21 protein-coding genes are annotated in these 22658 nt (G+C 70.2%); 12 read left to right on the forward strand and 9 right to left on the reverse strand.

The genetic code is table 11. The features are described 5' to 3' along the window. Window positions 1-79: 79 nt before the first annotated feature. From SY2F82_RS20380 to SY2F82_RS20400, 5 genes are all read right to left on the reverse strand, one after another. Complete coding sequence (locus SY2F82_RS20380) at window positions 80-1351, reverse strand: sugar ABC transporter permease (RefSeq protein WP_200420526.1); 1272 nt, start codon at window positions 1349-1351, stop codon at window positions 80-82. Then, window positions 1345-2127, reverse strand: a complete 783-nt coding sequence (locus tag SY2F82_RS20385; RefSeq protein ID WP_200420527.1) for an ATP-binding cassette domain-containing protein — start codon at window positions 2125-2127, stop codon at window positions 1345-1347. The genes SY2F82_RS20380 and SY2F82_RS20385 overlap by 7 nt, the downstream gene beginning before the upstream one ends. Window positions 2128-2235: 108 nt before the next feature. Continuing rightward, window positions 2236-3330: a sugar ABC transporter substrate-binding protein gene (locus tag SY2F82_RS20390; RefSeq protein ID WP_200420528.1), complete on the reverse strand. Its 1095-nt coding sequence runs from the start codon at window positions 3328-3330 to the stop codon at window positions 2236-2238. 585 nt (window positions 3331-3915) lie between these two features. Further along, window positions 3916-5502 carry a Na+/H+ antiporter gene (locus tag SY2F82_RS20395; RefSeq protein ID WP_200420529.1) on the reverse strand — a complete coding sequence of 529 codons (1587 nt, stop codon included), beginning with the start codon at window positions 5500-5502 and terminating at the stop codon, window positions 3916-3918. A gap of 134 nt (window positions 5503-5636) precedes the next feature. Further along, window positions 5637-6698 (reverse strand): ABC transporter permease, encoded by a 1062-nt coding sequence (locus tag SY2F82_RS20400; RefSeq protein WP_236041641.1) that lies wholly within the window; start codon window positions 6696-6698, stop codon window positions 5637-5639. 260 nt (window positions 6699-6958) lie between these two features. Here SY2F82_RS20400 and SY2F82_RS20405 point away from each other — a divergent pair, with 260 nt between their 5' ends. After that, window positions 6959-8923, forward strand: coding sequence for a glycoside hydrolase family 97 protein (locus tag SY2F82_RS20405; RefSeq protein WP_200420530.1), 1965 nt, complete (start codon window positions 6959-6961; stop codon window positions 8921-8923). Window positions 8924-8925: 2 nt separating this feature from the next. Here SY2F82_RS20405 and SY2F82_RS20410 read toward each other — a convergent pair whose 3' ends face one another. Next, on the reverse strand, window positions 8926-9264 hold the full coding sequence (locus SY2F82_RS20410; protein WP_236041642.1) for a hypothetical protein: 339 nt from the start codon (window positions 9262-9264) through the stop codon (window positions 8926-8928). 223 nt (window positions 9265-9487) lie between these two features. On the opposite strand from SY2F82_RS20410, the gene ltnD reads away from it, so the two are divergent. Genes ltnD through SY2F82_RS20445 form a run of 7 tightly spaced genes read left to right on the forward strand, consistent with a single transcriptional unit; the run spans window position 9488 to window position 16412 of the window. Then, window positions 9488-10405: an L-threonate dehydrogenase gene (gene ltnD, locus SY2F82_RS20415; RefSeq protein ID WP_200420531.1), complete on the forward strand. Its 918-nt coding sequence runs from the start codon at window positions 9488-9490 to the stop codon at window positions 10403-10405. Window position 10406: 1 nt separating this feature from the next. Next, complete coding sequence (gene otnK, locus SY2F82_RS20420; RefSeq protein ID WP_200420532.1) at window positions 10407-11687, forward strand: 3-oxo-tetronate kinase; 1281 nt, start codon at window positions 10407-10409, stop codon at window positions 11685-11687. Further along, on the forward strand, window positions 11684-12391 hold the full coding sequence (locus SY2F82_RS20425; protein WP_200420533.1) for an aldolase: 708 nt from the start codon (window positions 11684-11686) through the stop codon (window positions 12389-12391). Before otnK ends, SY2F82_RS20425 begins: the two co-directional genes overlap by 4 nt. Window positions 12392-12449: 58 nt before the next feature. Next, window positions 12450-13754 (forward strand): MFS transporter, encoded by a 1305-nt coding sequence (locus SY2F82_RS20430; RefSeq protein ID WP_236041644.1) that lies wholly within the window; start codon window positions 12450-12452, stop codon window positions 13752-13754. A 35-nt stretch (window positions 13755-13789) separates the two neighbouring features. Continuing rightward, entirely contained in the window at window positions 13790-14602 is an 813-nt protein-coding gene (otnI, locus tag SY2F82_RS20435) for a 2-oxo-tetronate isomerase (protein WP_200420535.1), read from the forward strand. Beyond that, complete coding sequence (denD, locus tag SY2F82_RS20440) at window positions 14599-15654, forward strand: D-erythronate dehydrogenase (RefSeq protein ID WP_200420536.1); 1056 nt, start codon at window positions 14599-14601, stop codon at window positions 15652-15654. The genes otnI and denD overlap by 4 nt, the downstream gene beginning before the upstream one ends. Window positions 15655-15659: 5 nt before the next feature. Further along, window positions 15660-16412, forward strand: a complete 753-nt coding sequence (locus SY2F82_RS20445) for a FadR/GntR family transcriptional regulator (RefSeq protein WP_200420537.1) — start codon at window positions 15660-15662, stop codon at window positions 16410-16412. 54 nt (window positions 16413-16466) lie between these two features. On the opposite strand, the gene SY2F82_RS20450 is transcribed toward SY2F82_RS20445, so the two are convergent. The 3 genes from SY2F82_RS20450 to SY2F82_RS20460 all read right to left on the reverse strand — a co-directional run bounded on the left by SY2F82_RS20450 (window position 16467) and on the right by SY2F82_RS20460 (window position 18051). Beyond that, window positions 16467-16691 carry a hypothetical protein gene (locus SY2F82_RS20450; protein ID WP_200420538.1) on the reverse strand — a complete coding sequence of 75 codons (225 nt, stop codon included), beginning with the start codon at window positions 16689-16691 and terminating at the stop codon, window positions 16467-16469. After that, window positions 16688-17323, reverse strand: coding sequence for a ParA family protein (locus SY2F82_RS20455; RefSeq protein WP_236041646.1), 636 nt, complete (start codon window positions 17321-17323; stop codon window positions 16688-16690). The genes SY2F82_RS20450 and SY2F82_RS20455 overlap by 4 nt, the downstream gene beginning before the upstream one ends. A gap of 158 nt (window positions 17324-17481) precedes the next feature. Further along, on the reverse strand, window positions 17482-18051 hold the full coding sequence (locus SY2F82_RS20460) for a TetR/AcrR family transcriptional regulator (RefSeq protein WP_200420539.1): 570 nt from the start codon (window positions 18049-18051) through the stop codon (window positions 17482-17484). A 152-nt stretch (window positions 18052-18203) separates the two neighbouring features. Between SY2F82_RS20460 and SY2F82_RS20465 the strand changes: the two genes are divergently transcribed. The 4 genes from SY2F82_RS20465 to msrA all read left to right on the forward strand — a co-directional run bounded on the left by SY2F82_RS20465 (window position 18204) and on the right by msrA (window position 21926). Next, window positions 18204-19556 carry a carboxypeptidase regulatory-like domain-containing protein gene (locus tag SY2F82_RS20465; RefSeq protein WP_236041648.1) on the forward strand — a complete coding sequence of 451 codons (1353 nt, stop codon included), beginning with the start codon at window positions 18204-18206 and terminating at the stop codon, window positions 19554-19556. 165 nt (window positions 19557-19721) lie between these two features. Next, window positions 19722-20765, forward strand: a complete 1044-nt coding sequence (mgrA, locus tag SY2F82_RS20470) for an L-glyceraldehyde 3-phosphate reductase (protein ID WP_200420540.1) — start codon at window positions 19722-19724, stop codon at window positions 20763-20765. A gap of 29 nt (window positions 20766-20794) precedes the next feature. Continuing rightward, complete coding sequence (locus tag SY2F82_RS20475; RefSeq protein WP_200420541.1) at window positions 20795-21121, forward strand: putative quinol monooxygenase; 327 nt, start codon at window positions 20795-20797, stop codon at window positions 21119-21121. A 292-nt stretch (window positions 21122-21413) separates the two neighbouring features. Beyond that, window positions 21414-21926 carry a peptide-methionine (S)-S-oxide reductase MsrA gene (gene msrA, locus SY2F82_RS20480; RefSeq protein ID WP_200420542.1) on the forward strand — a complete coding sequence of 171 codons (513 nt, stop codon included), beginning with the start codon at window positions 21414-21416 and terminating at the stop codon, window positions 21924-21926. Window positions 21927-22658: the final 732 nt, after the last annotated feature.

The following is a 22658-nucleotide window of genomic DNA, read 5'->3' on the forward strand; positions in this document are numbered from 1 at the left end:
AGCTGGAGCGGGCGCTTCGGCCGCTGTGGTCTGGGGCTATATGGGCGGCAAATGGCGGTGCCCCGCCGTCACGGGCGCCTCACGCCCGCCCATGCGCCTCCTGCGACCGTCGTGACAGTGCGTCGATGACCGCCGCGGCGAAGAGGACTCCGCCGGTGATCACGAACTGGACGGCGACCGGGATGCCCGTGATCGACATGCCCGAGGAGATCGACTGGATGATCAGCGCGCCGAGCACCGCGGACCAGGTGGTGCCGCGTCCGCCGAAGAGGCTGGTGCCGCCGATGACCGCGGCCGCGATGGCGTTCAGCAGCAGGACGCCCGAGCCGGAGGACTGGCTCACGGAGGTGATCCGTGAGGCGAGGAACAGGCCGCCGATCGCGGCCATCGTGCCCGAGAACGCGAGCACCGCGGACTGCACCCAGACCACGCTGAGACTGGCGCGGCGGGCCGCCTCGATGCCGCCGCCGAGGGCGTAGACCTGCCGTCCGTAGCGTGTGCCGCGCAGGAGGACGTCCAGGCCGGCCGTGATGACGAGGAAGATCAGGAGGGCCAGCGGCAGGCCCTGGAACCGGTTGAGTACGTAGGCGGCGCCGAACGCGACCACCGCGAGTGCTCCCGTGCGTACCCCGATCTCCCCGAGTGAGCGGTGCGGCAGGCCGAGGGCGCGCCGGCGGCGCCTGTCCCGGTAGGAGATGAGGAACAGCAGGCCGGCGCCGAAGGCCGCCAGACCGTAGGCGACGCTGTGGTTGCCGAAGTAGTAGCTGGTCAGCTTGGCGACGAAACCGTTCTCGTCGAGGTCGATGGTGCCGGTGGTGCCGAGGATGTAGAGCATGACGCCGTTCCAGGTCAGCAGTCCCGCCAGCGTGACCACGAATGCGGGTACGCGGGTCCGGGCGACGGAGAGGCCCTGGATGGTCCCCGTGGCGGTGCCCGTGAGGACGGCGAGGATGACGGCGAGCCATTCGGGCATGCCGTTGTTGACGTTCAGTACGGCGAAGACGGCCGCCGCCAGGCCGCTGATCGAGCCGACCGACAGGTCGAGCTCGCCGATCAGCAGCACGAAGACGATGCCGACCGCGATCAGGCCCGTGCCCACGATGTCGACACTGAGGTTGGACAGGTTCCTGGGTGAGAGGAAGTTGGGGTTGAGGGACTGGAAGACGATCCACACCGCGGCGAGCACGAGGATGACCGGGAGCGAGCCCAGTTCGCCGGCGATGAACCTGCGCCGGGACGCCGCGGCCCAGCCCGCCACGACAGGGGCGATCTTCCGCCCGGGTTGCGGCTGACGGGGGGCGCTGGGGGCGGCCCGCGTGTCGTCTGCCCTCTTGCGGCTCTCTTTCACCACTCCACCTCCCGGTGGGCCACCCGATGCGGAACGTTCTCCGTGGCCCCGGTGATGGAGGAAATGATCTCTTCCTGCGACGCGGTGTTCACGTTGAAGAAGCCGTTGTTGCGGCCCAGTCGCAGCACCGCGGCCCGGTCTGCGAGAGCTTTGACGTCGGCCATGTTGTGACTGATGAGCAGTACTCCCATGCCGCGGTCACGCAGATGGTCGACGAGCTCCAGGACCTCGGCGGTCTGCTGGATGCCGAGAGAGGCCGTCGGCTCGTCCAGGAGGAGGAGCCGCGGGTCGCCGAGGAGCGAGCGGGCGATGGCGACCATCTGCCGCTGGCCGCTGGAGAGGGAGACGACCGGGGAGCGTAGATCGGTCAGGCCGGTCGCCAGGCGCTTCAGCAGGTCCCGGGTACAGCGTTCCATCTCCACCTCGTCGAGGAATCCCCACTTTCGGATCTCGCGACCGAGGAACAGGTTGCCGACGACGTCGAGGTTCCCGCACAGGGCGAGGTCCTGGTAGACGGTGGCGATGCCGAGTCCCCGGGCGTCGTGAGGACGCCTGATCTGCACCGGCCGGCCTTCCCACTCGATGACGCCCGTGTCCGCGGGCGCGACGCCCGAGATCACCTTGACCAGGGTGGACTTGCCGGCCCCGTTGTCGCCCAGAAGCGCCACGACCTCGCCGGCGCGAACCTCCAGCTCGATGTCGGTGAGGACCTGAACGACGCCGAAGCGCTTGCAGACGCCGTGCAGTGCCAGCAGGGGTTGAGCCGGCACGGAAACCATCTCCTTCCCGGGCCCGGCCGTGTGAACGGCTCGTCCGGCCCGTCCGGCCCGTCCAGCCGCCCGCTCGACCTGTTCGGCCTGTTCGGCCGCCCGTCAGTCCTGTTGGGCCTATCCGGTGAGTCCGGCCTTGTCGCAGGCCGCCCTGAGTCGGGGAATGCAGATCTGCTGGATCGTGTACACCCCGCCTTTCACGAGGGTGTCCTTGATGTTGTCGACGGTCACGGCCACCGGGGTGAGCAGGACGGCCGGAACCGCCTTCTCGCTGCGGTTGCTCACCTTGCCGGTGGCCATGCGGTCGAGACTCTCGCCGCGGGCGGCGGCCACGGCCATGGCGGCACCCGCGGCGGCCTCGGGCTGGAACGGCTTCCAGACGGTCATGTACTGCTCGCCGTCGACGATGCGCCGGACGCCTCCGAGGTCCGCGTCCTGGCCGGTGACCGGGGGCAGTGGGCTGATCTTGTTCGCTTTGAGGGAGGAGATGATGCCGGAGGCGAGGGCGTCGTTGGCGGAGTAGACGCCGTCGATGTGGTCGGCGCCCAGGTCGGCGATGGCTCCCGACATGTTCATGTTGGCGAGGTCCGACCGCCACATGGGTGTGTCGAACATCTTGCCGATCTTGACTTTGCCTCTGAGCACCGACAGGGCTCCCTCCTTGAACGCGACGGCGTTGGGGTCGGTGGGGTCGCCGTTGATCATGACGATCTCGTCGCCGTGCCCTCTCTCGTCCATGGCTCGCAGGAGCGCCCTGCCCTGGAGTCTGCCGACCTCCTGGCCGTTGAAGGAGACATAGCCCGAAATGGGGCCCTCGGAGAGGCGGTCGTAGGCGATCACCGGGATACCCGCATCCTCCGCCTTCCCGACCGCGGAACTGAGCGCCCTGGCGTCGACCGCCACGAGCACCAGTGCATCGACCCCTCTGGTGATCATGGAGTCGACTTGCTGCTGCTGGGTGGCCACATCACCCCGGGCGTTGGCGTGTACGACCGTGCAGTCGCCGCACAACTCCTTGATCTTCTTCTCCAGCAGGGGCCTGTCGTTCGTCTCCCAGCGGGACGTGACCGCATCCGGCACCAACAGGCCGATACTCGGACCGCCGCTCCCGCCGCCGACGGCACTCTCGCCGCTGTGTCCGCAGGCCGCCAGAGCGACGGCCACCGACACCGCGGTCACAGTGAGGACGGCGTTCCGTATGCAGGTCTTCATGCGGGAGACCTCCCTGGGCCTTCCCACCGGGGCGAGGTCCGATCAGGTCCTCAGTCGAGGGCGGCCTCGGACCGGCAGGTTTCCACAGGCCCCGGCCGTGACGGATACCGGGTCGGAACCGATACCGGGTCGGGACCGATACCGCGTAGGGACAGGTCCCGGCGGGACAGATCCCGGCGGGACAAGTCCCGGGTCCGGAGTCGTCGGCCCGGCGGCGCACGTGGGCACGGCTGCGCCGTTCGGCGGCGGGGCCCTCGGCGGCGGCGTCGACAGGACAGGTCGTCCAGCGGGCACGGGCGCCTCCCTGACTGCGCACGGCGGTACCCGGCCTCCTCACCATGCCACGCGTACTGGCAGGCCGAGGCCCGCCGGAGGGCGGACGGCGACGATGCGGGCGCCGGCGCACTGCGCCCGCAACGTGCCGTCTGAGAGTGACATGACGGCCACGTCGTCAGTCTGGCATCGGCTGCGACGACCTGCGAGCGCAACGGGTCCATAGCGGTGGCCGGCGCGCGGCGGCGGCCACCGGGCGTCGGCGAACCGGTCATCCTCAGCCGCGTAGGAGCGGGTTACCGGGACCGGCGGTCAGCCGCGGTCGCGGAGGCTGGCTTCCTCGAGGTCGAGTTCGTGCTGGATCCGGCGCCGGGTGGCGTTGCTGATCTTGTTGGCTTCATAGAGGCGCTGGAGCTCGGCCGCCTCGATCGCGATGAGTGTCCGGCGTATCTCGCGGTAGACGTCGGCAGGACGGGCGTCCGGGTCGCTGTAGTCGGCGTCTTCGACCTGGTGGATACGCGCTTCCAGATGGCGACGGGCCTGCTTCAAGGCGGCCTCGGCGGCGGCACCCAGTTCGGCGAGCTGATCCAGATCGCCGAGCTGTTTGAGCTCTTCGAGAGCGGCGTGGGCGATGTGCCGGCGGGTCCGGGCCTCCTCGCGGGCGGTGTGCTCGGGTTCCAGAGCGATGCCGGAGCGGTGGACGACCGAGGCGAGGGTGAACCCCTGGAAGACGAGGGTGAGCACGACGGTCCCGGTGGTGAGTGTGAGGATGAGCGCCCGGTGCGGCAGCGGAGTCCCTGCGTCGGTGGTCAAGGGGATGGAGAGCGTGGCGGCCAGCGGCATGACGCCCCGGGTGCCCGCCCAGGACAGGACGGCCGGAACGCGCCAGGAGAGACGACCGTCGCCCTCGCTGTGCCGGTGCTGCATCAGGGCGGACAGCGGGAAGATCCACAGCAGGCGGATCGCCAGCACGGTGAAGGCGATCACCGGCACCCACAGCGGCCAGCCGCGCTCGTCGTGCGCGAGGTGGCGGACGGCGGAGGGGAGCTCCAGGCCGATGAGGGCGAAGACGACGCTCTCCAGCAGGAAGGCCACCGTGTCGTAGACGGCGTGGACCTGGAGGCGGATGGGGGCGTTGCTGAGCTTGTGACCGGTGCTCCCGAGCACGACGCCGGACACGATGACGGCGGTCACGCCCGAGGTGTGCACTTGCTCCGCGATGACGTACGAGGCGTACGGAGTGACCAGTGCGATGACGGTGTCCAGCATGGGGTCCTCGGTCCGCCGGCGGATGAGGGCCACCACTGCGGCGACCGCCGCGCCGATGAGGACTCCCCCGCCTGCGAGGATCAGGAACTGCTCGACGGTGCCGGACAGGGTGATGGCGCTGCCGGAAACCGCGGTGGCCACGGCGACCTTGTACAGGACCAGGGACGTGGCGTCGTTGAACAGGCTTTCCGCCTGCACCATGGCCTGGACGCGCGGTGGGAGGGACAGGCGCCGGCCGAGCGCGGTCACGGCCACGGGGTCGGTGCTGGCCAGGACCGAGCCGAGGATGAACGCGGTCGCGGCGGTCAGCGGGGTGATCGCCCGGGCGACGTACCCGACGGCGACGGCGGAGGCGAGGACCAGGCCGAAGACCAGGCCGGTCACGGGCCGCCACACGGTGCGCAGGTCGCGGACGGAGATCTCCCCGGCCGAGGCGAAGAGCAGTGGCGGCAGCACCAGCACGTTGATCGTGTGAGGCGGCAGGCTCACCTCGGGAACCCACGGCATCAGCCCGACGACGAGGCCGGCGACGACGAGCAGTGAGGGGGCCGGCAGGCTCCAGCGCCGCGCACCGGTCGCCACGGCTGTGGCCAGGACCACGAGCAGAAGGACGACGGTCAGGCCGGTCATGGTGCGTCCCCGGGTGGGTTACGGCCTGTCACTACGCTCTGACCAGGCTTTATCAACGTAACCGACCACGGGCCGCGACGCAGCCGACGACGTCTCGCGACCTCGGCCCACAGGGCGGTGCGGGTGCCCGCTCATCAGGCGCTTCCCGCACCGGGCGCGGTGGCCGGTGCGGTCGCCGGGCCGCCGGGGTGGCGGACATGCCGGGCAAGGAAGACCGACATGCCGGCCAAGCACCACGCGGCGAGCACGACGTAGGGCTCGACGTGCTGGTCGTGAGGGAAATAGATGGCGTTGCGCTGGGCGCTCACCGACGCGCCCGGTGGCAGGAACCGCCCGAGAAAGCCCAGGAGCGGGGGGAGCAGCGGCCAGGCGACCGCACCCCCGGAGGAGGGGTTGCCGAGGACGACCAGCAGCACCCACGTCGGCAGCAGCGCCCAGCGGCCCAGGAAGGTGTGGAACGCGGTGAAGATCATGCCGGCGGTGAACATCGTGAGCGCGCAGATGCCCCACGACTGGGCGAACGGCAGCCGCACCACGCCGAGCACCCAGTCGGTCATGGCGCAGATGGACAGGCCGCCCAGCACGGAACAGCCGGCGGTGGCGGCGATCCGTTCGGCGGGGCGCAGTTCCAGGGCGTGCGCTCCGAGCTGGATGGCGCCGACGAACCCCAGGATGGTCGACCCCAGGGCGATGTAGAAGAGCGCGAGCCCCTGCGGGTCGGTGGCCGGAAGCGGTTTCACGTCCCTGACCTGGACGGGGATGCCGAGCTTCCGGCCCACCGCCGGGGCGCTCCGGCTGAGGACCCGGGCGACCGACGCACCCGCCGCGCTCGCCACGTCGACCTCCACCCCGGCCGGACGGCGCTGCAGGATCGCGAACTCCCGCTGTGCGTCGACCGCGGCGAGGGCCCTGTCGTAGTCGGCATACGGGTGGAGGACCAGCGAGGTGCGCAGCGCGGCCTCCAGCGCGCCGACGAACCGTTCGCCCTTGGCCGACTTTCCCGTCACCGCGACGGGGATGCGATGCGGTACGGGAGCGGCCATGGCCAAGCAGTAGGCGCCGACGAAGAGCCCGGCCAGGGCCGCGACGATGAGGGAGATCACCACGGCCGGGACGAAGCGCGAGGACGTCAGCCGCGACCATCCGCCCTGGCGAGGCTGCCGACCAGGCTCCGCTGCGGACCGATGCTCGCCCATGGCCGTGATCGTATGGCGGTGCGGAGGGTGGCGCCCGGCTGCCGCACCGGACGCGTCACCGGCATGCCGGACCCGTGTCGACCGCGTCGGGCACCTCGATGTGCCGTCCTCGTCCTCCCTCTTCGACGCTCCGGCTGCGCGGGTCTTGACCCGCCCTCACATCAGCACGTACAACGTCGTCAGAAAACGCTTACTACATCTTTCACTCGGATCAGGCCGTGCGCGGACGACGCACCCTTCAATGGGAGAGGTCCCTGACGATGAGAATTTCCGGCGACCAGGAAGAGCCCACCGCAGACAGAGCAGGCCGCTCGGGGGCGCTGTCCCGTCGGGGGGTGCTCAAGGGCGCGGCCGTCACCGTCGGTCTGGCGGCGGGGATCGGCGCAACGCCGCCCGCCTACGCGGCGGGGGCCTCGGTCAGCGCGACCGCGCGCATGGGCGGCAACTCCGTCACGATGTCGGTGGTGGACGGAGCGCTCCAGTGGTCCGCCCAGCACAACGGCAGGACGGTGATCGACACCTCCGCCCTGGGCCTCAGGCTGAGCGACGGGACCGTCCTCGGCGGCAATGTGACGGTGACCCAGAACCAGCACTGGACCCTCCACAACACCTGGTCCCCGGTGTACGGGCGCAACGCGACCGTCACCGACCACTACCAGGAGCAGCGCTGGAACCTCCAGGACACCGCGTCGGGGCTCCGCTTCAGCGTCCAGATCCGCGCCTACAAGACCGGCGTCGCGCTGCGCTACGTCCTGCTCGACACCGGCGCCGCCTCCGTCTCCGACGAACTGACGACGTTCGTGTTCCCCGACGGCACCACCGTCTACAGCGCCCGCGACGAGAACCCCTACAACCCGGTGGCACCGGGTTCCATCCCCGTCACCGGCACCTCCAGCACGGACAACGGCCCCCTGACCGACCTGCCGCTGACCGCCACCCTCCCCGGCGAGCTCATCGCCTGCATCTGCGAGTCCGCGCGGATCGACTTCCCACGCCTGATGCTCAGTTCGACACCCGGGCAGCCCAACTCCCTGGCCGCCTTCCTGATGGAGCACACCGCCCGCGGCACCGGACCGGTCGCGACCGCATCCACGGTCACCACCCCGTTCGCCACCCCGTGGCGCGCGGTGGTGATCGGCTCCACCCACGCCGAACTGGTCGACAACGCCGAGCTCGTACTCAACCTCGCGCCGCCCAGCGCGCTCGCCGACACCTCATGGATCAAGCCCGGCAAGGTCTTCCGGTGCGAGCTCACCACCGCCGCCGGCCTCGCGGGCGTCGACTTCGCCGTGGCCCGCGGCCTTCAGTACATCGAGTACGACGCCGGCTGGTACGGACCCGAGTTCTCCACCCCCGACGCCACGAAGCCGATCGCCGCCATCGACCTGCCGTCCGTCATCTCGTACGCGACGAGCAAGGGCATCGGCGTCTTCCTCTACGTCAACCGGCTCGCGCTGACCGACGCGGACTCGCTGTTCGGCCTCTACAAGAGCTGGGGCGTCGCGGGGATCAAGCTCGGCTTCATCAACGACGGCACCCAGGCGATGACGAACCAGATCACCGGCTGGGCGCAGACGGCCGCCAAGTACGAGTTGCTGATAGACATGCACGACGACGTCCGGCCGTTCGGCTACGAGCGCACGTACCCGAACTACATCAGCCTGGAGGGCGTCCGGGGCAACGAGAACTTCCCGACCGCCACGCACAACGTGATCCTGCCCTTCGCGCGCAACATCGGCGGCCCGCTGGACTACACCATCTGCTACGGCCAGTCGCGCGACAAGACGACCAACGCCCACCAGATGGCGATGGCGGCGGTCTACTACCAGCCGCTGAACTTCCTCTTCTGGTACGACAAGCCCTCGAAGTACTCCAACCCCGCGAACTGGCCCGGGCTGCCCTGGTTCAACGCCATCCCCACCACCTGGGACGAGAGCAGGGCCCTGGCCGGGTCCATCGGCGAGTACGTGGCGGTCGCCCGCCGCAACGGGGACACCTGGTACCTCGGAGCGATGACCAACGAGACGTCCCGGACCCTGTCGATCCCGCTGTCGTTCCTGGACGCCGGAACCTACACCGCGACCGTCTACGCCGACGGCACGCCGGGCACCAACCCGTACCAGACCCCGGTCGTGGTCAGCACCCGGACCGTCACCTCGCAGTCCACGCTCGACATCGCCATGGCCGGCGCGGGGGGCCAGGCGATCATCCTGAAGCCGAGCTGACCTCAGGCGGTCGTCGTCTTCGCCCAGTCCTCGATGAGCCGGATCGTGCGGTCGACGTGTTCCTCGTGCAGGTAGTGGCCGGAGTCAGGCCGGTGCTCCACGCGGGACCCCGGCACGTGCAGCGTGCCGCGCTCCCAGGTCGCGGCCTCCTCGGAGGTCCATACGGTGAGTGCCGGCCGGGTGCGCAGGCGGAGGTACGCCTCGCTGTGCGGGCGGACGCCGACCGCGCCCCGGTCGGTGTACATGCCGGCGTACGCCTGGGCGATGACGTGGTCGGGCGTGCCCAGCATGGTGCGGACGTGGGCTGTGCGCAGGCCGGCGAGAGCGTGACGCGGCACCATCCGACCCTGCTCCCGCGCCGTCCGACCCTGATCTGTCTCGCTGCTGCGCCTGGCCTGCTTCGCCGCTGAACGGCCGCGGCATCCCGCGACATCGAGCCCGCCGACCCTGCCACCGCCGCGTGACGTACATCACAGGCTCCCGAACTGCGCGCTCAGGTCATCATATGACCTGACGACTCGGGGTGACCTGAACACCGGACGGCACAGCAAGACGAGGATGAGCATGAACGACCAGGACAATCCGGCACTGCCGCGCGTGGGCGTGGTGGGACTCGGAGCCATGGGTCTCGGCATGGCCCGCAGCCTGCGGAACGCGGGCTACGACGTAGGGGTCCACGACCTGCGATCTGATGTGGCCGCTGCCTTCGCCCGTGACGGCGGGACGGCATTCGCCTCCCCCGGCGATCTGGCGGCCGCCGTCGACGTCCTGGTCGGCGTGGTGGTCAACGCGGCGCAGGTCGAGTCAGTACTGTTCGGCACCGCCAGGGCGGCCGACCGGCTCCGCCCGGGAGCCGTCTTCGTGATGTGCTCGACGGTCGACCCCGCCTGGTCCGCCGGGCTCGAGGCGCGTCTGGCCAGGAAGGGCGTGCTCTACCTGGACGCCCCCGTCTCCGGTGGCGCCGCGCGCGCGGCGGCCGGCGAGCTCACCATGATGACGTCCGGCTCCGACGCGGCCTACGCGGTCGCCGACCCGGTACTCGAGGCGATGAGCAGCACCGTCTACCGCCTGGGGGACCGTGCCGGGCTCGGTTCGAAGGTCAAGATCGTGAACCAGCTGCTCGCGGGGGTGCACATCGCCGCGGCCGCCGAGGCGATGGCTCTGGGCATCAAGGCCGGTGTTCCGGCCGAGGCGCTCTATGAGGTCATCACGCACAGCGCCGGCAACTCGTGGATGTTCGAGAACCGCATGGCGCACGTCCTCGCCGGTGACTACACGCCCCTGTCAGCGGTCGACATCTTCGTCAAGGACCTGGGGATCGTGCTCGACTCCGCCAGGCCCGAGCGATTCCCACTCCCCCTGGCCGCCACCGCCCACCAGATGTTCCTCCAGGCCTCGGCGTCCGGTCTGGGCGGCGAGGACGACAGCGCGGTCATCAAGATCTTCCCGGGGGTCGACCTGCCCGAGCCGACGGAGGTCTGACATGGCAATCCGACTCGGCTGCATCGCCGACGACTTCACCGGCGCCACGGACCTGGCCAACAACCTGGTGCACGCGGGCATGCGCGTGGTCCAGCTGATCGACGTACCGCAGGGCGGCACCGAGGAGGCGATGGACGCGGACGCCGCGGTCATCGCGCTCAAGTCGCGGACCGTCCCGGCGGCCGACGCCGTCGAGGCGTCGCTCCGGGCGCTCGCCTGGCTGCGGTCCGCGGGGGCCGAACAGATCTACTTCAAGTACTGCTCCACCTTCGATTCGACACCCGCCGGCAACATCGGGCCGGTCACCGAGGCCCTGATGGACGCACTGGGCACCGACTTCACCATCGCCACACCCGCGTTCCCCGACAACGGACGCACGGTCTTCAAGGGCCATCTCTTCGTCGGTGACGTGCTGCTCAGCGAGAGCGGCATGCGCCACCACCCCCTCACCCCGATGACGGACTCCAACCTGGTCTCGGTCCTCGGCGCGCAGACCACGCGAACGGTCGGCCTCGTCGACCACACGGTCGTCGCCGGCGGCGTCCCGGCGATCCGGGCCCGCATCGACGACCTGCGCGAGGACGGCTTCGGGATGGCCGTCGTCGACGCCGTCTCCAACGACGACCTCCTGCGGCTGGGCGCGGCGGTCCAGGGGCTGCCCCTGGTGACCGCGGGCTCGGGCCTGGCGATCGGTCTGCCCGCGAACTGGGGGTTCAAGCCGTCCCGCGCCGCCGCACAGTTGCCCGCACCCGGCGGCCACGCGGCCGTCGTCTCGGGCTCGGTCTCCGTCGCCACCAACCGCCAGGTGCTGGAGTTCCTGCGCGGCGGCCGACCCGCGTTCAGCGTGGACCCGTTGCGCGTCGCAGCCGGCGACGACGTGGCCGGCGAGGCCCTGGCCTTCACCGAGTCGCACCTGGACGACGGGCCGGTCCTCGTCCACTCCACCGAGTCACCCGACACCGTGCGTGCCGTCCAGGGCCGGCTCGGCGCCGCCGAGGCCGGTGAGCTCGTGGAGCGGACTCTGGCCCGTGTGGCCCAGGGGCTCGTGGAGCTGGGTGTCCGACGGCTCGTCGTCGCGGGCGGCGAGACCTCGGGAGCGGTCGTCCAGGCGCTCGGCATCACCGGACTGCGGATCGGACCGCAGATCGACCCCGGTGTGCCGTGGTGTGCCGCGACCCTTCCGGGCGGGGACACGCTCCACATCACCCTCAAGTCCGGCAACTTCGGGGCCCCCGACTTCTTCACCTCCTCATTCGCCCTCCTCGACCGGGAGACCTCATGAACCAGCCCCTGGAGACGGTGGGCGACAGGGCACGCGACGAGGCCTACGACGAGGTCGACGCGGCACGCGACGAAATCGTCCGGGTGGGCACGAGCCTGTTCGCCCGGGGCTACGTCCACGCCAGCGCCGGGAACATCAGCGCCAGGATCGGCGACCACCATCTGATCACACCCACCGACGCCGCCCTGGGCTTCCTCGAACCCCACCGCCTGGCACTGGTCGGCGCCGCCGGCGAGCAGATCGCCGGCGACCGCGCCAGCAAGACCCTGACGCTCCACCGACGCATCTGCGCCACCGACCCGACGGCGCGGTTCGTCATCCACACCCACTCCACGCACCTGGTCGCACTCACGCTGGCCGGCGTGTGGAGCGGGAACGACGTGCTCCCGCCCCTCACGCCCTACTACGTGATGAAGGTCGGGCACGTCCCGCTCATCCCCTACCACCGGCCCGGCGACCCCCGTGTGGCCGACCTGGTGACCGCCCGTATCACCGAGCGAGCAGCGAGCCGCACACCCCTCAGGGCCGTCCTGCTCGACCGGCTGGGCCCCGTGGTCTGGGGCCCCGACGCGGCCACCGCCCTCGCCGTCCTCGAAGAACTCGAGGAGACGGCACGTCTCTGGCTCCTGACCGACCGTCGACCCGAGCCGCTCCCCGCCGACGCGATCGCCGAACTGAGGGACACGTTCGGCGCCGCGTGGTGACCAGCTCCTCCCCAGTCGGAGAATCCCCCGAGCCGCACGAAGGATTCCGCTCATGTCCATGCCCACGACAACGGCGGCCGGCCTCCCCGGTCTCGCCCGTGAGAACGCCGTCTTCCGCAAGGTCACCGCACGCATCGTCCCCTTCCTCATGCTCTGCTACGTCGTCTCCTATCTGGACCGGGTCAACGTCGGCTTCGCCAAGCTGCAGATGTCCGCCCAGCTCGGGATCAGCGACGCGGCGTACGGCCTCGGTGCCGGCCTGTTCTTCATCGGCTACTTCTTGTTCGAGGTCCCCTCGAACCTGATACTGCAACGCGTCGGCGCCCGCACCTGGATCGCCCGGATCATGATCAGCTGGGGCCTGGTCTCCGCGGCCTCCATGTTCGTCACCAACGAGGCGACGTTCTACGTGCTCAGGTTTCTCCTCGGTGCCGCCGAGGCGGGGTTCTACCCGGGAGTGATCCTCTACTGCACCTACTGGTTCCCGTCACACCGTCGCGCCCGGGTGATCGCGCTGTTCATGTCGGCCATCCCCGTGGCCGGTATCTTCGGCAACCCCCTCTCCGGCTGGATCATGGACCGGTTCCAGGGCCTGAACGGCTGGCAGGGCTGGCAGTGGATGTTCCTGCTGGAGGCGATCCCCGCGGCCGCCATCGGTGTCATCGCGCTGTTCTACCTCGACAACGGTCCGCGCAGCGCCAAGTGGCTCGCCGATGAGGAGAAGGCCGTTGTCGAGCGGGCACTCGCCGACGACGTCGCGGACCACACGGTGCACAGCCGGCTCGGGTCCGCCTTCCGCGAGCCCAAGGTGTGGCTGATGTGTCTCATCTACTTCTGCTTCGTGCTGGGCCAGTACGCCCTGACCTTCTGGATGCCCACGTTCGTCCAGTCCACCGGCATCAAGGGGAACTTCGAGATCGGGGTGCTCAGCGCCGTGCCGTTCGTGGCCGCACTGGTCGCCATGAACCTGTTCGGGCGTTCGGCGGACAAGCGGCGTGAGCGCCGCTGGCACCTGGTCGTCCCGTCCCTCACGGGTGCCGTCGGGTTCTCGCTGGCCGCCGGCTGGACCGGGTCGACCACGCTGTCCCTCGTCGCGCTGTCCTGCGCCGCGGCCGGGGTTCTGACCTGCGCGCCGCTGTTCTGGTCGCTCCCCACCGCGTTCCTGGGCGGGACCGCCGCGGCGGCCGGCCTCGCCGTGATCAACTCGGTGGGCAACCTCGCCGGCTTCGTCAGCCCCTACATGATCGGCGCGATCAAGGACGCCACCGGCTCGGCCTCGATCCCGATGTACGTCCTCGCGCTCAGCCTCGTCGTCGGCGCCGCAGCGGTGCTCACCACCAAGAAGCACGTCGTCAACCACTGACCCGGGCCGCACTCGGCCCGAACACGGGAGCCACCATGCCGAGGTTCGCAGCGAACCTGTCCATGATGTACACCGAACACGATTTCCTCGACCGCTTCGCCGCGGCCTCGGCTGACGGCTTCGAGGCCGTCGAGTACCTCTTCCCCTATGCGTACGACGCCACCGAACTGCGCCGCCGGCTCGACGACCACGGTCTGCGGCAGGTGCTTTTCAACGCGCCTCCCGGGGTCTGGGAGTCAGGGGAGCGCGGTATGGCGGCACTGCCCGGACGCGAGGCGGAGCTGCGCTCCGGGATCGACCGGGCACTGGAGTACGCCGCGGAGCTCGGCAGCCCGCGGGTGCACGTGATGGCCGGTCTGGTCCGGCCGGACGCGACGCCGGTCGAGCGGGCCAAGCACCGCGACACCTATCTGGCCAACCTCGCCCGGGCCGCGGAACGGGCCGCCGCGGCGGGCGTCGACGTCCTGATCGAGCCCATCAACGGCCGCGACATGCCCGGGTACTTCCTGACCACCCAGGCCGAGGCCCACGCCGTGGTGCGGGATGTGGGAGCCTCGAACCTCAAGGTGCAACTGGACCTCTACCACTGCCAGATCGCCGAGGGCGACATCACCGCGACCCTGCGCCGCGACGTGCCGACCGGGCGGGTCGGTCATCTGCAGATCGCGGGGGTGCCCGACCGCCACGAGCCCGACCTGGGCGAGCTCAACATCCGCCACCTCTTCGACGTCATCGACGAGCTGGGCTTCGACGGGTGGATCGGCTGCGAGTACATCCCCCGCGCCGGCACGAGCGAGGGTCTCCGCTGGCTCGACGCCTACCGAAGCGACCGGAGGAACAACGCATGAGGATCGTCATCACGGGTGGCTTCGGCTTCCTGGGACAGCAGGTGGCCGCCGCGCTGCTGCGGACACGAACGTTCTGTGGTGCACCGATCGACCGGCTGGTGCTCGCCGACCGGATCGTGCCGCCCGAAGCGACGGCGGCGGCCGACCCGCTCGTGGATGTCGTACAGGGCGACCTGGTGGACCACCTCGACGAGGTGTTCGGTGAGCCGGTGCATGTGCTGATCCACCTCGCCGCCGCGGTCTCGGCCGCCTGCGAGGCCGACTTCGACCTCGGCATGAGCGCCAACGTGGACACGACCCGTGCGCTGCTCGAAGCCACCCGGGCACAGTCGGCCGCCGGTGGCCCGACGCCGCGGGTGGTGTTCTCCAGCAGCGTCGCGGTATACGGTTCCGACCCGATGCTGCCGCTGCCGCCGGTGGTCAGCGAGTCGACCCTGCCCACGCCGCGGTCGAGTTACGGGACGCAGAAGCTCGTCTGCGAGCAACTGATCGCGGACTACACCCGCCGCGGCTTCGTCGACGGACGCGTCGCCCGCCTCATGACCGTCTCCGTACGGCCGGGCAAACCGAACGCGGCCGCCTCCGGTTTCCTGTCCGGCATCATCCGCGAGCCGCTCGCGGGCCTCCCGGCCGGCTGCCCGGTGCGTCCCGGGCTGCGGGTGGCCCTGGCCTCGCCCCGGCGCACGGTCGAGGGCATCCTCCGCGTCGCGGAGGTCGAGCGAGGCGCCGGGCCGGGCCGCCTCGACGGCGGCGTGCCGGTCAACCTTCCGGCTCTCACGGTTTCGGTCGCCGAGATGCTGGCCACGCTGCGGCGAGTGGCCGGTGACACCGTCGCCGACCTGGTGACGATCGAACCGGATCACGACGTCGAGGCCATCGTGGGCTCATGGCCGGCTGTCTTCGACAACGCGCGCGCCGCCGCCCTCGGGCTGGAACCCGACCCGAGCTTCGAGTCGGTGGTACGGGACTACGTCGAGGACCACGCCGACGCGGTGCTGGTCGACGTCGCCCCGCTCGCAGCCGGGGCGGACGGGGCCGTGCCGATAGACTGAAGACCATGTTTTCCAAGGTGAACGGTCCCGTGCGGCTCGCGGACCAGGTCGCCGCTCTGCTGTCGGACGAGATCGAGTCGGGGCGGCTGGCCGTCGGCGACAAGCTGCCGACCGAGGTGGAACTCGTCAAGCAGCTGGGCGTCAGCCGCACGGTGGTGCGCGAGGCCGTCTCCAGGCTTCGCAGCGCGGGCCTGCTCGAAGCGCGCCAGGGCCTCGGCGTGTTCGTGCTGCCCCGGCGCACCCGACCGCTCGACCTGGAAGCCGAGGCCTCTCAGACCAAGTCCAAGGTCCTGCAGATCGTGGAGGTACGTCGCCCCATCGAGGGTGAGGCGGCGTACCTCGCAGCCGCCCGTGCCGCACCGGACGACCTTGCCCGGATACGTCAGGCCCTCGATGCGATCGACGCGGCCGTGGCGGCCGGGGGCGACGGCGTGGACGAGGATCTCGCCTTCCACACGTCCATCGCCGAGTCGACCGGGAACCCCGTGATGGTCTCGACGGTCCGGTACCTGGGCGAGGTACTGCGCAGCGGAATCCGCGTCACCCGCGCGAACGAGGCGCGGCGGGGCGACTTCATCGAAGCGGTCCGGCAGGAGCACCACGCCATCTTCACCGCCATCGAGGCAGGTGACACCGAGGCGGCACGCGCCGCCGCGCGCCGCCACCTGAAGCACGCCGCCTCTCGGCTCCAGGATGCGGACGACAGGTTCTGGACCGAGGCGCAGGACCTCGCCGTGGATCTCGGCACTGCTCCGTGACGGGTATGGCAGCCTTGATCGCCGTTCGGGGCACGCGCGCCTGCGCCAGCCCCCTTACGGGGTGCTTCGCAGGGGTCGCAGGGCAGCGGCACCGACCCGCGCCATCGCGGACACCGGTGACGCTGCCCATCGCATGAGGTCGCGCGGGAAGCCGGCGTCGAGCTCGATGGTCACCCGCACGTATCGGGTGTCCAGCCGAGTGACCTTGACGGGACGCGGTGCGGCGGCGTCCGGTTCGCGCTGCAACGCGGCTCGGTAGGTGTCCTTGCGCTGGTTCATGCCTTGTCCTGTCGCTTGATGAGTTCGTCTGCGAGGTCCATGTACGCCGAGCCTTTGACGTCGACGGGGCTGCCGAACGACTGGGCGTACAAGTCGAGCCGCGGAATGTGGGTGGACAACACGTCGAAGCCCCGCTCGGTGAGAGCCTCGCGGGCGTCGGCGTCGGGACCGGTGCGCGTGGCCTCGGCACGGTTCGTTCGGTTCAGCAGAACGGCGGCGCGGGCCGGCTGGGCGCGCAGGGACTGTACGTCGCCCATCTCGCCGCCGATGGGCGCCATGCGATCCAGCTCGATGGGGGCCGGGGTCACCGGCACGATCCACTCGCTTGCGTACCTCATGATGCTCCGGGTGATGTGCGCGTGGTCCTCGAGCTGCGGGGCGTCGAAGACGACGGCCTTGCGGTCGCCGAGGAAGTCGTTCACGCGCCGGTGCACGTCACCCACCGGAAGAGCGACCACCGGAAACGGGAAGCCACCTGCCAATTCGCTCCAGCGCAGCGCGGAGGAGGCGGCGTCGCTGTCGACCAGCAGCGGTGGGATACCCGATTCGTGAAGTGCGTGCGCCAACCAGACCGCGCTCGTCGTCTTTCCCACTCCGGGCTTCAGGTTCACAAAGGCGTAGCTCAGCGGCACAAGAGTCAACGTACGGTCACGAGCGGCCGTCGGCCGTCGGCTCGAGGCACCCGGTCCCCTCGTTCACCCTGCGGCGCCGGTGAATCATTCGTATGGGCCAGTGCGGAGGCCGCAAGTCCCCATCGGGGCCGGTACGGAGGCCGCAAGTCCCATCGAGCTCAGTCGGCCGCCGCGACCGCGTCCCTGATGAGGCGGCGAGCGGCCGCGTCGGTACGGGCCACGTCATGGGTCACCAGGCGGTCCTGGCACAACCCGCGCAGGCCGGAGACGAGCAGCGTGGCCCCTGCCCGCGCCTGCTGTGGCGGGTGCCCCAGCCGGACGTAGGCGGCGGCGATGGGGCCGATCATGACCTCGACGCTGTCGGCGGCGAGGTTGCCGTACTGCTCCGGATCGGTGGCGGCCAGGCTGAGCAGCTGCAGCAGCATGCGGACCGGTCCGGACTGCTCCCCGACGGTCATCGCTTCCCACAGGGCTTGCGCGGCCTCGCGCAGCCCGGCGGTGTCGTGGACGTCGTCGAACATCGCGTGGGCGTCGGGGCGGCTGGCGGCCAGTGCCTGGGCCAACAGGTTCTCGCGGCTGCCGAAGTAGTACAGAAGCATGCGCTTGGTGGTGCCGATCGACTCGGCGAGAGGGCTCAGCGACATCTGCGCGACGCCGTGGTGCTGGAGGTGGTGCACGACCTGCTTCAGCAGCTCGGCACGCTTCTCGACGTTGACGGGGCGAGGCACGACTTTGACTGTACCGGCCGGTACACGTATGGTCCACCCAGCATAGATGTGCCGATCGGTACATGAATGGGATGGCGCCACGGTGACGGGCCGGCGCGGGCAACGGAGACAAGGGTGGTTCCGTGAAACACCGGATCGAACGTCCTCGGCGCATGCCCTTGGCCGGGACTCTGGCCGAGGCGCTGACGATCCCGGCGCTGCTCTTCCTCGGCCTGCTGTTCTGCTTCCCCCTGGCCTTTCATGAGCCGCAGCCGAACCACGTGAAGATCGTGAACGCCGATCCGGCAGTGGAACGCAAGATCGACACCGCTCTGCAACGGCAGCATCCCGGTGGCTTCGAAGTCGCCGCTGTGGCAGGCGCCCGGGAAGCCCGCCAGGCGGTACTGGACCGGGGCGCCGTGGCGGGCTACGCCGCCAGGGGCAGACATGCCGTGCTGTACGTGGCCAAGGCCAACGGGGTGGCCCTCGAGCAGGTGCTGACGAAGGGCTTCACCCAGCTGGCGGCGCACGACCACCAGAGGCTCACGGTCACGGACGTGGCGCCCACCGTACGCAAGGACGGGCTCGGCGCGACCCTGGTCCACTTCGGAATCGCCTGGAACGTCCCCGGCTACATACTCGCGACGACCCTGCTGCGGGCGGTGACGTTCAACCGTCGGAAGAAGCTCATGACGATCGCGGGCGCAGCCGCGCTCTTCAGTGTCGCGGGCTTCTTCGTCGGCGTAGGGCTGGGCTTCTTCCCCGACGAGCCCTCGGCCCTGGCGATCGCCTTCCTGCTCACCACGGCGGTGGCCACGTTCTCCCTCGGCGTGGCGCCTTTCACCAAGCAGTTCTTCCCTCTGGTGGGTCTGGGTCTGTACATCGTGCTGAGCGTTCCCTCCAGCGGCGTGGCCCCCGTCCAGTTGCTGCCGGGGTTCTTCCAGGGCCTGCACGCCGTCATGCCGCTGGGCAACGCCGTGGACGCCCTGAAGGGGGTCCTGTACTTCCACGGTGCGGGGGTGCTCAAGCCGGTCCTCGTGCTGTGCGCGTGGACCACGGCGGGAATGGTCCTGCTGGGCCTCGACGCGTGGCGGCACCACCGCATGGCCGTACGGCGGGGGCCGGAGGACGAGCAGGAGGACGTTCCGGAGCCGCCGGTGGAGGACCCGTCCGTGGAGGCGCCGACGCCCACCGCGCTTCCGGTGCACCGGCACCACTTCGGCGAGCCGTTGCCGATGCTGGAGGGCACCGTCCACGACGGCGAGCAGCATCCCCTCCGCCATGCCGCGGTGACCGTCATGGACGCCGGCGGCCGGCAGTTGGTGCGGACCGCGACGAACGCACGCGGCGAGTACGCCGTGACCGGTCTACCCGAGGGATACATCAGCGTCGTGGTCTCGTACCCCGGCCGCAATCCAGTGGTCCGCCAGAAGCTGCTGCAGTCCGGTGTGGCCGTCCGGTCCGACTTCACCATGCATGACCGGCGCAACGGGATGTCACCTCTCGCGGCTGCTCAACGCCACTGACAGTGACACGGGAGGTGTGAGGGGGCTTGATCCCATTCAGAAGCAACACTGCTGAATCCGATGAATCGGCGCTATTGGACTTCAGAGTCGCGCAGGAGCACCGTTGGGAGCGCCCCCTCGAACCCGACGGGGGCATCCTTCACCGCACCACCCGGAGATCGCCCGATGAACCACGTCGCTGATCCTGAGCGCTACAACGGCACCATGCGCTACCGGCGCAGCGGCCGCTCAGGGCTCGACCTTCCCGTCCTGTCCCTGGGCTACTGGCACAACTTCGGCGACAACCGGCCGTTCGAGGCCCAGCGGGAGATCGCGCTGCGCGCCTTCGACCTCGGGATCACCCACCACGATCTCGCGAACAACTACGGCCCGCCCTACGGCTCCGCGGAGATCAACTTCGGGCGCCTGATGAAGCAGGACCTCGCGCCGTACCGGGACGAACTGGTGATCTCCACCAAGGCCGGCTGGGACATGTGGCCCGGCCCCTACGGCCAGGGCGGCGGCTCCCGCAAGTACGTGCTCGCCTCGCTCGACCAGTCGCTGCGGCGCATGGGCCTGGACTACGTCGACATCTTCTACTCCCACCGGCTCGACGCGACCACCCCGCTCGAGGAGACGATGGGCGCGCTGGCCACCGCCGTCCGTCAGGGCAAGGCGCTCTACGTCGGCATCTCCTCCTACGACGCCGAACGGACCCGCGAGGCGGCCGCCATCCTCCGGGACCTGGGCACGCCGCTTCTCATCCACCAGCCGTCGTACAGCATGCTCAACCGCTGGATCGAGACCGACGGTCTGCTCGACACCGCCCAGGAGGAGGGCTTCGGCGTCATCGGGTTCACGGCCCTCGCCCAGGGGCTCCTGACCGGCCGCTACCTCGACGGCATCCCCGGTGACTCGCGGGCCGCGCAGGGCACGTCGTTCGACACGGAGTGGCTGTCGGACGACATGCTGCACCGGCTGCGCGCCCTCAACGACATCGCGGCCCGTCGCGGGCAGACCCTGGCCCAGATGGCCCTCGCCTGGGCCCTGCGCGACGAGCGCGTCACCTCCCTCGTCATCGGCGCGTCGCGCACCGAACAGCTGGAACAGAACGTCGCCGCGCTGGACAACCTCGACTTCACCGCCGAGGAACTGGCCGAGATCGACAAGTACGCCACCGACGGCGGCGTCGACCTGTGGCAGGACGCCCGTCTCGGAAACCTCGGCTGACCATCACCGGTACGACAGAGAGCAGCGAAATGATCTTCATCACTGCAAAGTTCCGGATCAAGCCGGAGCACGCGGACCACTGGCCGGAGATCGTCCGGGAATTCACCGAGGCCACTCGCGGCGAACCGGGCTGTCTCTGGTTCGACTGGTCACGCAGCCTGGCCGACCCGGCCGAGTACGTACTCGTCGAGGCCTTCCGCGACGCCGACGCCGGCGCCGCACACGTCCAGTCCGCCCACTTCAAGGCCGCACAGCAGACCCTGCCGCCGTACCTGGCGGAGACACCGCGGATCGTCAACGCGGAACTGGAACAGGACGACTGGTCCTTGCTCGGGGAGATGGCCGTCGAGGACTGATCCGCGTCGCAGTGCCCGAGGTTTTGCCGTGCGCCCGCCGACGCACACGAGGGTCACGGACGCAACGCGGTGCGGTCGGACGTAACCCCAGGTCCCGTGCGGTCGCCAGGAGGCGCGCACGGCAGCAGGGCCCGCTGAGACGCCGAGCGCACCGCGAGGGAAGGACCGGTCAGGCAGGCGAGGAATTGTTCGGAGCCCTCACGCGCTGACGTAGCCAGAGGGTATGGGACGCCGACGGTGTGCGAGCCGGGCGGCGCGAATGACCGAGGCGACAGACAGTGGAAGGGCCGACATGGCAGCGCAGACGCAGAGGGCCGTACTGGCGGGCGGTTGTTTCTGGGGAATGCAGGACCTGATCCGCCGGCTCCCGGGCGTGACGGCGACCCGGGTGGGCTACACAGGGGGCGACGTGCCGAACGCCACGTACCGTAACCACGGGACCCACGCGGAGGCCATTGAGATCCTTTTCGACCCCGAGAAGATCGACTTCCGCACGATCTTGGAGTTCTTCTTCCAGATCCACGACCCGAGCACCAAGAACCGCCAGGGCAACGACATCGGTCTCAGCTACCGCTCGGCGATCTACTACGTCGATGACGAGCAGAAGCGGATCGCCGAGGACACCATCGCGGATGTGGACGCCTCCGGACTGTGGCCGGGCAAGGTCGTCACCGAGGTCGAGCCGGTCGGGCCCTTCTGGGAGGCCGAGCCCGAGCACCAGGACTACCTGGAGCGCTACCCCGACGGCTACACCTGCCACTTCCCTCGCCCGGGATGGCGGCTGCCCGCCCGCACCGAGGGCTGAACCACTCCGCCACCGGCACAGGCCACGATCCGCATCAGCGCGTCGCCGCACCGGTGCTCACGTCGTCCGCCCCACCGGCGGTGCCGGGCCGGCCGCTGATGGAGGCGTGGTCGCTTGACGAGGCCGGCCGGATGGACGGCAGGGGCCAGGGGGTCGGTGTGCCGTGGGAGCGGCCGGCGGATCACCGGCAACCGGACGTCGGCGCCCTGCCCGGGCTCGCCGACGTCTCCGAGCCCGAACTGCTGAGCCTCCTCCGCGGCGGGGCGCCGCGCCCGTCTCTGCTTCGGCGGCTTGCGCCCGCGCTCCGGCTGCACACCGCGGACCTCTTCGTGATCGCGGGTGCGGAGGTGCCCGGCGCCTTGTCCCTGCGGACACCAGGGCCGGAGAGCGGGCGCCCGGCCTCGTCCGTCACGCCGTCGCTCTGCCGCCGGAGAAGCGTGCCGAGTGGCGCGATTTCGCGGCGTCCCTGCCGCGCCGGGAGCGCACGCAGCCTGTTCCCGGCCTGCCGGTCCACGAGCGGTGTCTTCCGGCCCCCGGGGCTCTGCTGATGCGCATGGCCCGGAACCGCAATCTCGACCGGCTCACCACCGCCAGGACGTTCTTGATGGTCACCGGCCGGCATTGGTCGGCTGCCACCTACGGCGAGGTGGCCACGGTCGCACGCAGCTGACGCCCGAGCTGCTGGTCGACGTCTCCACTGTGCTCGACGTGCCCGCCGGCGACCTGGCGGCG

Origin of the sequence: Streptomyces sp. Y2F8-2, assembly GCF_014905555.1 — a bacterium.
GTDB lineage: Bacteria > Actinomycetota > Actinomycetes > Streptomycetales > Streptomycetaceae > Streptomyces > Streptomyces cynarae.

What these genes read in the sequence shown, in the direction of transcription:
- SY2F82_RS20385 (WP_200420527.1), bottom strand. Translation starts at nt 2,127, where the DNA reads ATGGTTTCCGTGCCGGCTCAACCCCTGCTGGCACTGCACGGCGTCTGC.
- SY2F82_RS20390 (WP_200420528.1), bottom strand. Translation starts at nt 3,330, where the DNA reads ATGAAGACCTGCATACGGAACGCCGTCCTCACTGTGACCGCGGTGTCG.
- SY2F82_RS20395 (WP_200420529.1), bottom strand. Translation starts at nt 5,502, where the DNA reads ATGACCGGCCTGACCGTCGTCCTTCTGCTCGTGGTCCTGGCCACAGCC.
- SY2F82_RS20400 (WP_236041641.1), bottom strand. Translation starts at nt 6,698, where the DNA reads ATGGGCGAGCATCGGTCCGCAGCGGAGCCTGGTCGGCAGCCTCGCCAG.
- SY2F82_RS20405 (WP_200420530.1), top strand. Translation starts at nt 6,959, where the DNA reads ATGAGAATTTCCGGCGACCAGGAAGAGCCCACCGCAGACAGAGCAGGC.
- SY2F82_RS20410 (WP_236041642.1), bottom strand. Translation starts at nt 9,264, where the DNA reads ATGGTGCCGCGTCACGCTCTCGCCGGCCTGCGCACAGCCCACGTCCGC.
- ltnD (WP_200420531.1), top strand. Translation starts at nt 9,488, where the DNA reads ATGAACGACCAGGACAATCCGGCACTGCCGCGCGTGGGCGTGGTGGGA.
- otnK (WP_200420532.1), top strand. Translation starts at nt 10,407, where the DNA reads ATGGCAATCCGACTCGGCTGCATCGCCGACGACTTCACCGGCGCCACG.
- SY2F82_RS20425 (WP_200420533.1), top strand. Translation starts at nt 11,684, where the DNA reads ATGAACCAGCCCCTGGAGACGGTGGGCGACAGGGCACGCGACGAGGCC.
- SY2F82_RS20430 (WP_236041644.1), top strand. Translation starts at nt 12,450, where the DNA reads ATGCCCACGACAACGGCGGCCGGCCTCCCCGGTCTCGCCCGTGAGAAC.
- otnI (WP_200420535.1), top strand. Translation starts at nt 13,790, where the DNA reads ATGCCGAGGTTCGCAGCGAACCTGTCCATGATGTACACCGAACACGAT.
- denD (WP_200420536.1), top strand. Translation starts at nt 14,599, where the DNA reads ATGAGGATCGTCATCACGGGTGGCTTCGGCTTCCTGGGACAGCAGGTG.
- SY2F82_RS20445 (WP_200420537.1), top strand. Translation starts at nt 15,660, where the DNA reads ATGTTTTCCAAGGTGAACGGTCCCGTGCGGCTCGCGGACCAGGTCGCC.
- SY2F82_RS20450 (WP_200420538.1), bottom strand. Translation starts at nt 16,691, where the DNA reads ATGAACCAGCGCAAGGACACCTACCGAGCCGCGTTGCAGCGCGAACCG.
- SY2F82_RS20465 (WP_236041648.1), top strand. Translation starts at nt 18,204, where the DNA reads ATGCCCTTGGCCGGGACTCTGGCCGAGGCGCTGACGATCCCGGCGCTG.
- mgrA (WP_200420540.1), top strand. Translation starts at nt 19,722, where the DNA reads ATGAACCACGTCGCTGATCCTGAGCGCTACAACGGCACCATGCGCTAC.
- SY2F82_RS20475 (WP_200420541.1), top strand. Translation starts at nt 20,795, where the DNA reads ATGATCTTCATCACTGCAAAGTTCCGGATCAAGCCGGAGCACGCGGAC.
- msrA (WP_200420542.1), top strand. Translation starts at nt 21,414, where the DNA reads ATGGCAGCGCAGACGCAGAGGGCCGTACTGGCGGGCGGTTGTTTCTGG.